General features: G+C 52.8%; 9 protein-coding genes. 8 read left to right on the top strand and 1 reads right to left on the bottom strand.

Features of this window, described 5'->3' with window-relative positions; genetic code table 11:
- Positions 1–10 precede the first annotated feature (10 nt).
- From HX814_RS17315 to HX814_RS17280, 8 genes are all read left to right on the top strand, one after another.
- Positions 11–2,842 (top strand): Z1 domain-containing protein, encoded by a 2,832-nt coding sequence (locus HX814_RS17315; RefSeq protein WP_177009224.1) that lies wholly within the window; start codon positions 11–13, stop codon positions 2,840–2,842.
- A complete protein-coding gene (locus HX814_RS17310; RefSeq protein ID WP_371318526.1) occupies positions 2,772–3,839 on the top strand; it encodes a PD-(D/E)XK motif protein in 1,068 nt (355 codons plus the stop codon). Before HX814_RS17315 ends, HX814_RS17310 begins: the two co-directional genes overlap by 71 nt.
- Positions 3,839–5,689 (top strand): AIPR family protein, encoded by a 1,851-nt coding sequence (locus HX814_RS17305; protein ID WP_177009225.1) that lies wholly within the window; start codon positions 3,839–3,841, stop codon positions 5,687–5,689. Before HX814_RS17310 ends, HX814_RS17305 begins: the two co-directional genes overlap by 1 nt.
- A 219-nt stretch (positions 5,690–5,908) precedes the next feature.
- On the top strand, positions 5,909–7,723 hold the full coding sequence (locus tag HX814_RS17300; protein WP_177009226.1) for a hypothetical protein: 1,815 nt from the start codon (positions 5,909–5,911) through the stop codon (positions 7,721–7,723).
- 589 nt (positions 7,724–8,312) lie between these two features.
- Complete coding sequence (locus HX814_RS17295) at positions 8,313–8,600, top strand: DUF6124 family protein (protein WP_102368051.1); 288 nt, start codon at positions 8,313–8,315, stop codon at positions 8,598–8,600.
- Positions 8,601–8,710: 110 nt separating this feature from the next.
- Positions 8,711–9,220 carry a hypothetical protein gene (locus HX814_RS17290; protein ID WP_177009227.1) on the top strand — a complete coding sequence of 170 codons (510 nt, stop codon included), beginning with the start codon at positions 8,711–8,713 and terminating at the stop codon, positions 9,218–9,220.
- Positions 9,217–9,771, top strand: a complete 555-nt coding sequence (locus HX814_RS17285; RefSeq protein ID WP_177009228.1) for a nucleotidyltransferase family protein — start codon at positions 9,217–9,219, stop codon at positions 9,769–9,771. Before HX814_RS17290 ends, HX814_RS17285 begins: the two co-directional genes overlap by 4 nt.
- Positions 9,772–9,882: 111 nt before the next feature.
- On the top strand, positions 9,883–11,340 hold the full coding sequence (locus HX814_RS17280) for a glycosyltransferase family 39 protein (protein WP_177009229.1): 1,458 nt from the start codon (positions 9,883–9,885) through the stop codon (positions 11,338–11,340).
- A gap of 6 nt (positions 11,341–11,346) precedes the next feature.
- On the opposite strand, the gene HX814_RS17275 is transcribed toward HX814_RS17280, so the two are convergent.
- On the bottom strand, positions 11,347–12,570 hold the full coding sequence (locus HX814_RS17275; protein WP_177009230.1) for an OprD family porin: 1,224 nt from the start codon (positions 12,568–12,570) through the stop codon (positions 11,347–11,349).
- Positions 12,571–12,646 lie beyond the last annotated feature (76 nt).

The raw sequence follows: 12,646 nt of genomic DNA, 5'->3' as shown, positions 1-12,646 counted from the left end.
GTCGTAGCGAATGTCCGAGGACAACAAATGGAGTGTGGTCAAAATCGTCCAGGAAATGCTTGCAGACGAACAGGACAAGTCAGCAATTACTCCGACCCTGATTTCGCAAAAGATCGACATGGTGCTGAAGATCATGCCGACCAAGGCAGAAGGGCTCGACCGCACCGCTGTCACTGACGAACTCATTAGGCGATTCAGTATCTGGGTTGGTGATGATTCGTCGCTTGTCGATATGGCCGGGCACATACCCTGGCTTACCAGCGAGCGAAAGAAGGAGTGGCGCTACTGGCGGCGATACAGAGAATGGCAGGAGAAGAAACTGCCATGGAGCGCTATAGAAGCACTCGACAAGACAACCGACAACATCCTCTCGATGCTCGAAGATCCGAAACGCGAAGGCTCATGGGATCGTCGCGGTATGGTGGTTGGTCATGTGCAGTCAGGAAAGACAGGGAACTATACGGGCCTGATCTGCAAGGCAGCCGATGCTGGCTACAAGATAATCATCGTACTGGCAGGCCTTCACAACAACCTGCGTTCCCAAACGCAAATGCGACTGGATGAAGGATTTCTTGGCTACGAGACCAGCCCCATTGAGGGTGAAGGCAACGTTGCAATTGGAGTAGGAAAGATTGATCCTTCACCGGCTCTACGCCCGCAGTACGTAACCAATAGGACAGAGACAGGTGACTTCAATACCAAGTTCGTAAAGAACCTTGGCGTATCACCTGAACAGAAGCCGTGGCTTTTCGTAGTAAAGAAGAACAAGACAGTCCTACAGCGCCTTTTGAAGTGGATTCACAAACATGTGGCTGAAACGACAGACCCGGAGACTGGCCGCCCACTGGTAACGCATCTCCCCCTTCTGATCGTTGACGACGAAGCGGACCATGCATCAGTGGATACAGGAGAGAAAGTTGTCGACGACAACGGCCAGCCGGACCTTGAACACGAGCCAACGGCAATAAACAGCCTCATTCGCCAAATATTGCACTCCTTTTCAAGAAAGGCCTATATCGGCTACACCGCCACGCCGTTTGCGAACATCTATATCCATGAACAAGGCGAGACCACCAAGGAAGGACCAGACCTGTTCCCGGCAGCATTTATCACCAATCTCTCAGCCCCATCCAGTTACGTAGGTCCATCAAGAGTCTTCGGGCTGGCTAGCGAAAATGGGCGACTCGGTGCGCTCGATCTGGTTCGCCCGGTCACGGACCAGTGCTCGGAAGATGGCAAGAGTGGCTGGATGCCTGTTAGTCACAAAAGCAGTCATACGCCCCCAGATATCATGCCGCCCTCACTTATCGAGGCAATACAGGCATTCATCCTTGCATGCACAATTCGACAACTTCGTGGTCAGGGAGCAGAGCACAGCTCCATGCTGGTTCACGTTACCCGCTTCAACCTTGTTCAGCAGCATGTACACGGACAAGTCTACGATTACGTGATGCATTTGAAACAGCGTCTCAGACGACGCATTGATCATCAGGGCGCTCTATCCGAACTGCGTAGCCTGTGGAGCCGTGACTTCCTGTCAACTAGCGACAGCGTTGAAAAGCAAACGTCGGAGTCGCCTCACCGCACAATTACAGACTGGATTGAGATAGAACAGGCTCTACCGGATCTGCTGGAGCAGATCGATGTGCGCATGATCAATGGTACGGCAAAGGATGCATTGGACTATGCCGACAGCGCCACGGGACTAAAAGTCATTGCCATCGGCGGTGACAAACTGGCACGTGGGCTTACGCTTGAGGGACTATGCGTCAGCTACTTTCTCCGCGCCTCCAAGATGTACGACACACTGATGCAAATGGGCCGCTGGTTTGGCTATCGACCAGGCTACCTAGATTTGTGTCGCCTTTACACCACGGAAGATCTAGTCGAATGGTTCGAACACATTGCCGATGCTGCCGAAGAGCTTAGAGCCGAATTCGACTTCATGATGGATAGCGGCCTTACGCCACGCGACTATGGTCTCAAGGTAGTGTCCCATCCCGTGTTGATGGTCACATCACCGCTGAAAATGCGGACGGCAAAAACCCTGCATCTGTCTTTCAGCGGTGACATTGTCGAAACGGTCAGTTTCTTCAAAAACCCTGCAAAGCTCGAACAGAACCTGGGTGCTTTCAACTTCCTTGCCGATAGCTTGGGAATGCCGTCCTTAATCCCTTCTCAGAGCCGAAATGGCCGAAAAGACAACTGGAACGGTGTGAATTGGGTTGATGTTCCGGTGCAGCCGGTAGTCGACTTTCTAAGGTCGTATCAAACGCACCCGGATTCCCGGAAGGTTAGAAGCGATCTACTCGCGAACTTCATAGAGGAAATGAGCCGCATCGGCGAGCTTACCTCTTGGACTGTTGCCGTAATCGGTGGTGGTGTTGCGGAGACGGAGAACGTTGCGGGCTTTCAGATCAAACGCATGAAGCGAAAAAACAAATCTCTGGATACTGACGATAAGTATTCCATTGGCCGCCTGCTGTCACCTCAGGACGAGGCGCTGGATATCGATGAGCCGGCATGGAATGCCGCACTTGAGTTGACGCAGAAAAGCTGGAAACCCGACCCGGGTCGCTCAAGAGGCAGAGAATTGCCTGAGGTTCCAAGCGGCCCCTACATCAGACGTATCCGTGGCCTTGGGGCCGACACCGTAGTCCCCGCCCCCGAAAGAGGGCTGCTGCTGATATCTATTCTCGACCCGGAGCAATCTGACGTTTCAGGCGTTAAAACTCCTATCATTGCATTTGCTATCAGCTTTCCTTCGAGCCATGCGGGGAAATCAGTGCCTTATGTCGTCACAAACCTTCTGTGGGAGCAGCAATATGGCGGCGCTGAGTAGCACCGAAATTCTGGGTACCTGGAGGGCGCTTCCCGGTAACGCATCGATCCCCGGATGGAGATCCATAGATCTCTTTCAGTCAGGCACCTGTCGAGTAAAAGCCGCTAGGCATGCTCCCGGAAATGAAGAGGCCATTCTGATTGGGTTTTCGAGTGCCAAGTTAGCTCCGACCTCACAGCTACCCCAAGGACAGGGATTTCGCATGGAAAGAGCGACTCTTGGCGAGACTGCTGGCGAATATCAATGGCTTGCAGTCGTTCGCCAATCTGCGGGCAATCTTGAACTGTTTGCCACTGTTGTGACGGATGTCTGCGGGCTTATTGACTCATCCGATAGCTACCCTGAAGAGCTGCTGTATCAACGGCTGCTTGGAAGGGTACGCGGATGGCAGGAGTTCATGCGCAGGGGCCGTGAAGGACTTAGCGTCGAGGCCGAACTGGGGCTTGTAGGTGAGATCTGCCTGCTGCGCTACCTTTTTGATGAAGGCGTACCGCTTTTCTCTGCAGTTGATGGATGGAAAGGACCGCTCGACGGCCTGCATGACTTCCAACTGGGGACAGGTGCAATAGAGGTCAAATCAACAATGGCCACGGAAGGCTTTCCAGTAAGGATTGCCTCTTTGGACCAGTTGGACGACTCCCAGTGCCCGCCACTCTTCCTTGCAGCGCTCCGCTTTGGATCGAACGAGTCGGGCATAACTCTTCCCGAGTACGTATCGAATACTCGCCATCTTCTGGAGCCCGATCCTGCAGCGACAAGACTTTTCGAGCAGGCACTCCTTCATGTCGGCTATCTGGACATGCAGGCAGAAACCTACACACGTCGTTTTTCGCTAGGCGAGATCAGGATCCATCTCGTGGATTCGGAATTTCCTAAGCTGACACCTTTCAACATCCCTACACCTATTCGCCGAGCGCAGTATGAACTCGATCTGGCATTGCTTCCGGTCGATAACTGCCCTCTTTCGGATGTGCTTGAGAAACTTGGAGTCGTTTGATGGAACTTGTGGACTTTCTGCGAGAAACGCAGGCATCAATCAGAGAAGAAATAGAGAAAGATGTTGCTCCAGGTGCAGCGCCGGTTCCTGCCGAGGCCGTTTTCACCGAGCAGGTAATGACACATATGGCAGATGAAGGCATCACCTTTGAGCCAACGGTCTGTCATTACGAGGCAAAAGTCGGAGGCAGCATCGGCGGGAAAAGCGCGGCCTATAAGGTCAGAATCAGTGGCTACTCGGTGTCCGAAACCACAGACGAAAATGGAAGCCCCGACAGGCTCGATCTTTTTGTCAGTCTCTATAAGGCACTGGACGAAATCGAATCCCTTCCCGACCAAGAAGTAGGCAAGGCGGCAAAAGAAGGCCTGCAGTTCCTCAGGTTCTGCGCAACCGGGCAGCTAGCCGGAAAGCTCGATGAAACCAATGATGCCTACGCGCTGGTAACGGAAGTCGAACGTATCTTCAAGACACTCGACAACATAAGGATCTTCATAATTACTGACGCGCTGGTCAAAACAAGGACCTACGCCCCCCATGATGTCGAAGGCAAGCAGGTCCGACTTGAAGTCATGGATATTCAGCGCTTGTTTAACCATTGGCAACAAGGCCGACCGCGCGATGAACTAATAGTCAATTTTCAGGACCTCTGCGGAACAGCGCTACCAAGCGTATGGGTTCCGGGCTCAGGTGACGACGAGTATGACTATGCTCTGACAGCAGTACCTGGTGAGGCACTACGCTTTCTCTACGAAAAATACGGCCCGCGCATTCTTGAAGCCAACGTACGCTCATTCCTTGGGGTAAACAGCAAAGGAGTGAACAAGGGGATTCGCGACAGTCTGCGGAATAATCCTGACCGTTTCATGGCATACAACAATGGCATCGTTGTTGTGGCCGATGCAGCCAAACTGGACCGCGCTAAAGATGGATCAACGGGCATCCTGTGGCTGCAGGGTATGCAAATAGTTAACGGCGGGCAGACGACTGCCTCCATCTACTTCGCCAAGAAGAAAAATCCTGAGATAGATCTGAGTAACGTACGAGTCCCAGCCAAGATCATCGTGCTGCGAAATGGGCAAGGTGATGACGAAGAGCTGATCTCGAATATTTCTCGCTATGCCAACAGCCAGAATGTCGTCAAGCAGTCAGACCTTTCCGCCAACAAGCCATTCCACCGTGAGTTGGAGAAACTGTCCATGCGCACATATTGTCCGGATGGTGTGGGCCGCTGGTTCTACGAACGATCAGCAGGAAGCTACAAGGTGATGCTGGAAAAGGAGGCGACTACACCTGCTCAAAAGAAAAAACTGCAGGTTGCCATCCCGACATTCCGCAAGATCACCAAGCCAGATCTAGCGAAGTTTCTGCTCACTTGGGAGCAAAAACCTCATGTTGTTGGACTGGGTAGCCAGAAGAATTTTCAGGCATTCATGGATGAGCTAGCCGAACGAGAGGGCGCTGGGGGAAATGTGATCCCGGACCAAGAGCAGTTCAAAGAAATGATTGCAAAGGCAATCCTCTTCAAGTCTGCCCAGAAGATTATCAGACCCTTGTTCCCCGCATTCCAAGGCAACATCACGGTCTACACGGTCTCGGTGCTCGCGCTTAAAATGGGTAATAATTTCAACTTTCAACGTGTCTGGCAGGAGCAAGCCATTTCACTACAGCTGCAAAGACAACTAGCAACTTGGGCGCATGAGGTAAATGAAGCACTTCATCGCGGCGCTGGTGGAAAAATGATCTCCGAATGGGCCAAGAAACAAGAGTGCTGGGGACAGGTAAGCGATACTCGCTATTCTGAATTAGAGAAAAACATCCCAGAGCACTTCATCCCTGAAACTTTAAAGTGAGGAAAACAAACCTGCTATTTGGAAGCAGGCGCAACAGATGACTACGCAGTAGATATAACCCAAAAAAATAGTCTAAAATCGCTGAAATTTTACCTTTTCAAATACAATTTTATGAAAAAAATCTTGAAGTATCTGTAGAACAGCTTTATTAAGCACAACCCAGACAGCCACCCCAAAGACTTCCGTTAACACGAGTTTAATTTTATAGGAATATTAAATATGGATCTTTCAGCGGAGCAAAATTTAAGAAACCTAGCCGACTCAGAGCTAATACGAATACTAGATTCACTCCCTAAAGATCCAATATCAAAAATGACCTTATTCATAGACATGATGAGGTTTCTAGATTATTTTACCGTATATAAAGACTCGCTACCTAAGGAGCAAATAACTTCGACCTCAGAGTCAGAGCTATATAGACTTGGCTGGGGAATGGCCATAAAGCATTTTTTTGTAGACATCGGAAAGCCGGGAATACCAGTTAGGGAAAGTACTACCGAAACAAGAAAAATTGCAGCTCAAGTATTGTATCGACTAGGAGCGATCGCCTTCCTAAAAAACATTTCAGACTTAAACTGTACCGGACTGATAGATATCCACACCTCCACTGACCAAATAACAGTGACCGCACGAGAAGAGATCACATATCAACTTATGGATGCACTACAGTCCACATACGCATCTCAAATCGATCTAGCGGTAAGAAAAAACACAACCGGCTTCTCGAATGGATGGAAAGTTTTTAGCTTTGATGAAGAACCCGATGAAATAAAGGCTGTTGGTGCATTCTATGGCTTCAATAACTCCAGCCTACACAAAGACAAAAAAATTGAAAATGTAAGAATACTGATGGAACCATTGATATTCCCTCATGACTTGGGACATGGAGTCATGATGGGGTACGGTGCTGACCCTCGAGTCGATAATCATTTCTTCTCTCTAGCCCTTGACTGGATAAGAGAGGCACGAGACCAAGCAGGGCTTCATCCTAGTGTAAAAATCAACGGAATAAGCGCCGTACACATCATAGTCGTCACTGCTGTGATCATAGCACTGCATACTAAACACATTACATTTGCAGATATAGCACTCCATAAAATAAAGGAAATATCAATACCGCAAAGCCTGACCATCTGGACCACGCAAAGTGACCTTATAGATGCAGTTATGGCTCATACAGGTTTCGAGAAAGACCTGACATCTGAAATTCTCGACATAATATCTTTTAAAATATCAGACCTTTCCACATTCAAAAGCGGCAGTTATATTTCACCACTACTACTTGACATGGGCAATGGAATGTTTCTTCGGCCCGTCGCCAGCATACTCAGAAACCCATTTCATTCAATGATTGAACTACTCACGCAAAGAGACATAAATACAACCAACGCTATCGCGCTCCCTAGAGAAGACTGGCTTAGAAGCCACATTTATTACATGTTCATGGGAAATCGATACAAGCGGGTAACAGGAAATATTAAGTTACGAAATGCAGGACGAACAATTACCGATCTAGACGGCGCTATTTATGATACTGTTTCAGGAAACCTTGCGCTCTTTCAGTTGAAGTGGCAGGACTATTTTGTTTTTGATGTTAAAAAGCTTCGAAGCAAGGCAAAAAATCTTGCTTCCGAGATAGATTCGTGGGGGGAGGCTGTAGAATCATGGCTGAAAGATAAAAGTTCAGATGAACTCGTAAAAACGCTGCGACTGAAGCTTCCAGAAGGAAGGTCAATTACCAGAATTTATCTTTTTGGAATTTCTTGGTCGGCCTTCCGTGTTCAAGGGTATGGCTACAGCCGCGAGGCCAGCCATGTAGCCTGTTGTAACCTTCCAATGTTTCGTCGAGTTCGCTACAGCATTGGGAAAAGTATTGATGTATTTGGTGACATCTTTGAACAGCTATTAAAAGAACAAACACACATAGATGAAAACATAAAAAAAGAGTCCTTAGATCTATATCTACCCGGGATAAAAGTGAGACTCAAAGACCTGTTCTTTAGTTACTGCCCCCCCCGAATCTTGTCTGCGTGATCTGCTCTTGGTCGATTTCTTCTTGTCGTCATCTGCAGCTGCAGGCAGTTTACTGCCAATCATGGTTATGAAGCGTGCTGTCAGATCGACTGCAAAACGGGTGGTCACGTGGAGTGCTGTATTCCAATAAAAAAATTAAATCTATATAAATATTATAAATCAATATCTTACCAGCCGGATTCAAATTACCCCGGCCCACCAAATACGAAGCACCACCAAAACCCGCCTTGTGCGGGTTTTGTCGTTTCTGGCCTCCTGAAAACACACCGCCGAATGGCCCTTCGGATTTTTCCCGCAAGACATCGCGCCCTTGGTGAACTGGTGCTCATCAATCGACACGACTAGCCTTGAAACGTCGCTGCAAAATCAGCGACCGGGTTTAGCAGCTCGGTTAATATCAAGGCATGCAATGCCACCATCCGTTCAAGCGAGCATCCGCGTTCGCTAGTCCGCGTTATGGCGGCTGTGCGTGGGGCACTTTCGAGTGCGCTGGGTTCCTTGATTCCTGGTCTGCTAACCCGCGTACAGTCGCCACCCTTTTCGTTTAGCAGCGATGTCTGGCGACTCCACCAATCAAGGAGTTGCAGTCATGAAAAAGCACACCCCCAATCCTCCATGCCCCAGCCAATCCGGCACGGATATCTTCTGTATCGCCCAAAACATCGACCCCGAAACCCTGCTCGTACAGGCCTGCGAAACCCTCGCCTCACTGAACGCGCTCACTACCGACCTGGCTTTCGAGTTCGATGGCGCCTTTCGCCATAAACTCCTGGCCACCCAGCAATTGAGCGTCCTCGGTGAGTTGCTGGTGAAGCGCGCACTGGACATTCTTGTGCCAACGGCAGATTCAGAAGCTACGGGAAGGTCCGTTTCCTGACAGGAAACATGACGATCCGTTTGAGCGCCCCAAAAGTAAGAAAAAGGTGAGGGTCTATTTTCTTTTAAGATAAACCCCACCTTTGTTGAAACATAAGGATGTGTGCCGCAATGAACAAGAATTCCTACGCCTACCTGATACCTGTCGTGCTGGGCGTACAGCTTCTGTTGGCCGTGCTGTTTATATGGCAGTTCAGCATCTCACCCGCCATCCACTTCAAACCGGTCGCGGAGAAAGCCTGTTTATCCGTATCTCTCGTCCTGACCCTGGCTGCGTCCGTGATTGTCTGGCGGGTAAGAAAACCTCAGCTGCGGCTCGAAAAAAAATGGACCCTGCTTAAGGCGTTTGCCGGGATGTTCATCCTATGCACGCTGGCCTCGGTGACGCTGTTTTCGTTGGCCATTTTATGTTCGGGCGGCATCCGCAGCAGCTATACGGCTCACTACGAATATTCGTCAGGCGGCAGTAAAAGCTGCAGCGGAATCAGGGTCTTCGATGCTGAGCTGAATAATACGATTAAAATCTGCCGCCCCACGTGGATCGGTTATCGCGATGAAGTGAGGGTGGTGAAAGTCAGCAATGACCTGGGGATCGTTGTGAAAGAGGCCGTTATCCTTTGAGCGAGAAAGCCCTCCAGCCCCTGATCAGCAGCGATGCCCAACGCTGGCACCTACTGGCCGTCGTCCGCGCCCTCGCCCTCGCCCTCCCCGACTGCTGGATCGGCGCCGGCTTCGTACGCAACGCGGTATGGGATCACCTCCACGGTCGCCCCCTATCACCACTGACCGGTGACGTCGACGTACTGTGGTTCGACGCCACCTGCACCCGCCCCGACGAAGACCGCCGCCTCGAAGCCCTCTTACACGCAGCCGAACCCTCCATCGACTGGTCCGTCAAAAACCAGGCCCGCATGCACCTGCGCAACGGCGATGCGCCCTATCGCAACGCCAGCGACGCCATGCGCTTCTGGCCCGAGACCGCCACCGCAGTAGCCGTCAGAAGAACCGCAGTGGACGTATGCGAAGTTTCAGCCCCACTCGGCCTGGAAGACCTGTTCAATCTCCAACTCAAACCCACGCCCCGCTTCACCCAGGAAAAACACGCCATCTACCAACAACGCATCACCTCCAAACGCTGGCTAACCCACTGGCCACTGCTGAAACAACCCTGACCCCACAAAAACCTCACATCCATTCACGAATTATTAAGAATCGCCCTCGTATACTCGCCGATCGCCCGGGCCGTTCCCCCGAATGGCCCCCTGCCCCGGTAGCCAGAATCCATGACGCGTTCCGCTCCTCTGCTGCTCCTGCTCGCCGCGCTGTTGTTTTTCTTTGCCCTTGGCAATCACGAGTTGCAAGGCTCGACCGAGGCCCGTGTGGCCGGGATCGCCATGGCCATGCACCTGGATAACGATTGGGTGGTGCCGCGACTGTTCCGTGAACCCTTCCTGGAAAAACCGCCGCTGAGCCTGTGGCTCGACGCCGGGGCGATCCGGCTGTTTGGCGGTACCACTTGGGCAGTGCGTCTGGCGTCGGCGTTTGCCGGGCTGTTCAGTGTGATGCTGCTGTACGGAATGCTGCGCAAGTTTGGCCGGCCCAAGGCGCTGGCGTTTGTCGCGGGCCTGATGCTGGCGACCATGGCCAGTTACTGGAGCAACGTGCGCGGTGTGGGTGAGGACTCGCTGCTCACCCTCGGGGTCACCATGGCCCTGCTGGCGTTTTATCAAGCCAACCGCCCCGAGTCGGAGCGCGACCGTTCCAACCTGAGCACCTGGTTGCTGTTCACCTTTGGGATGGTCATCGCCACCTTGAGCAAAGGGGTTCTGGGCCTGGCCATGCCGGGTGTGGTGATCTTCGTCTATCTGGCCAGTACCAGCCTGATGGATAAACAATTCAAGCTGGGCGACTGGATCAAGCCCGGGCTGTTCACGCTGCTGGCGCTGGTGCCGCTGATGATCTGGCTGGGTTTCCTGTACCAGCGCGACGGGTTGCAGGGGGTACGTGAAGTGCTGCTGACCAACAGTGTCGGGCGCTTCAGCGGTTCGTTTGTCGAAGCCGGTCACTACGAGCCGTTCTATTACTACATCGTCAAACTGCCCGAAGCCTTTTTGCCCTGGAATATCCTGGTGTACCTGGGGCTGTGGCACTTCCGCAAAAGCCTGGTGCGTAACCGCTACCGGCTGTTTTTCAGCATATGGCTGGTGGCGCAGTTCACCCTGCTGACGTTCGCCTCCAGCAAGCGCACGGTTTACCTGATGGCGCTGACACCCGCCGCTGCGGTGCTGGCCGCCGAGTATGGCGGCGTGCTGCTGGGCTGGCTGAAAAGTCGCGGACAGGTTTCCAACATTGCCGAACACGTTTATGCACATCGCCGTGGCCTGTTGGGTGGCTTCTTTACCGTGGTGGTGGCCTGCTACCTGATTGCCGCCTTTTGGTTCGCGCCCAAGGCCGATGTGCGCCAGTCGTTTGTGCCAGTAATCAGCCAGATCCAGGCGATGCAGGCGCAGGGCAAGGAAGTGGTGCTGTATCAGGCCAACGAGCGAATCGCCGGTGCCGGGGTGTTCTACATGCAGGGCTATTTGACGATTCTGCAGACGCCGGAGGAACTCAAGAGTTACCTCGCGGCCAAACCCGGCAACGTGGCCCTGGTGGACAATACTGACCGGCTGAACGTCCCGGTGACGGTGGTCAAGGAGATGGCGATCAACCGTCAGCCGTACTATTTCGTCGAGCAGTAGGGCCTGTCACCACAGCGCCAGGTCGTACGTGAGGTAGACCCGATAGTTGTCACGATCGCTCGCATAGGTCGAGCGATACGTGGCCTTGCGCAACTCGATGCCCACACCTTTGAAGGTGCTGTCCTGGATCACGTAGCGCAGGTTGGTGTCCGACTCCCACTCGCGGGCTTCGCGCCCTTTGAAGTCACCGTTCTGGCCCTTGTAGTAGCGGGTCATGAAACTCAGGCCCGGCAGCACGGCGGCAAAGTCGTAGTCATAGCGCAGCATCCAGGTTTGCTCACCGGCCTGGATGAATTTGCCGACGCCGGCGTTGCTGAAGGAATACACCGTCGACACGCTGGCGTAGGGCAACGCGGTATCGCCGGTGACTTTCTGATAACCCACGCCCAGCGCCTGCGGCCCTAGCCGGTAGGTGAACAACCCGCTGAACATGTCGCTGTCGACCTTGCCATTGCGTGCCTCGCCCGCTTCGTTGCTGATGAAGTAACGCAAGTCACTGGTCAGGCTGCCGGCACCCACTGGCTGTTTATGCACCAGGCCAAAGAACTGCTGGCGATAGAATTCACGCATTTCGCCGTAGTACCAGGTACCGCTTAGCTTGGGCGTGAAGGCATAGGTGGCGCCGGCAAAATCAAAGTCGCTGCCCTTTTTGCCGCTGTAGCCCTGGGGATAAATGTCCACGCTGTCGGTCGAGTTTCGCAGCTTGAACTTGTCCAGGTGCCCGGCGTGCACGTACAGGTTACGGACGCCGCTGTACTCGACTTGAGTGCCCTGGAATGTTTGTGGCAACAGCCGGCCATCGTTGTACACCAGCACTGGAATCTTCGGCAGCAGCGTGCCGGTTTTCACCACGGCTTCACCGATGCGCATCTTGGCGGCCACGCCCAGGCTTGAGAATTCGCTGGCCGCGCGGCCATCGTCGTGCACCGGCAACAGCCCGGTGCCGGCATGGGCGCGGCTGGAGTCGAGCCTGATCCCCGACAGCCCCAACGCATCCAGGCCAAAACCCACCGTGCCTTCGGTATAACCCGATTGCAGGTTGAGCAAAAAGCCCTGGGCCCACTCCTTGCGGTCCTCGCCGCCGTCGCGGTAACCGTCGTTGAAATAGTAATTGCGCAAGGTCAATTTGCCGTGGGAATCCTCCCAGAAACCCTGGGCCATCAATGCCGGTGACAGGCTCGCCAGCAAGCCCGTGCACACCACTCCTCCCCTCGTGAAAAGCTCACGCATAACCGTCTCCCGAATGCCGTATTGTGTTTTTTTATGGGCAGTTGCTGCCTGCGACACGCTGGACGGCGCGTCGCAT

Origin of the sequence: Pseudomonas sp. C8002 (assembly GCF_013385765.1) — a bacterium.
In the GTDB taxonomy this organism is placed as follows: Bacteria; Pseudomonadota; Gammaproteobacteria; order Pseudomonadales; family Pseudomonadaceae; genus Aquipseudomonas.
Note: the sequence above shows the minus strand (reverse complement) of the source record. Positions and strands in the feature narration are given on the sequence as shown.

Excerpts from the sequence above, each read along its gene's own strand:
- HX814_RS17315 (WP_177009224.1), top strand. The coding sequence starts at position 11 with ATGTCCGAGGACAACAAATGGAGTGTGGTCAAAATCGTCCAGGAAATG.
- HX814_RS17310 (WP_371318526.1), top strand. The coding sequence starts at position 2,772 with ATGCGGGGAAATCAGTGCCTTATGTCGTCACAAACCTTCTGTGGGAGC.
- HX814_RS17305 (WP_177009225.1), top strand. The coding sequence starts at position 3,839 with ATGGAACTTGTGGACTTTCTGCGAGAAACGCAGGCATCAATCAGAGAA.
- HX814_RS17300 (WP_177009226.1), top strand. The coding sequence starts at position 5,909 with ATGGATCTTTCAGCGGAGCAAAATTTAAGAAACCTAGCCGACTCAGAG.
- HX814_RS17295 (WP_102368051.1), top strand. The coding sequence starts at position 8,313 with ATGAAAAAGCACACCCCCAATCCTCCATGCCCCAGCCAATCCGGCACG.
- HX814_RS17290 (WP_177009227.1), top strand. The coding sequence starts at position 8,711 with ATGAACAAGAATTCCTACGCCTACCTGATACCTGTCGTGCTGGGCGTA.
- HX814_RS17280 (WP_177009229.1), top strand. The coding sequence starts at position 9,883 with ATGACGCGTTCCGCTCCTCTGCTGCTCCTGCTCGCCGCGCTGTTGTTT.
- HX814_RS17275 (WP_177009230.1), bottom strand. The coding sequence starts at position 12,570 with ATGCGTGAGCTTTTCACGAGGGGAGGAGTGGTGTGCACGGGCTTGCTG.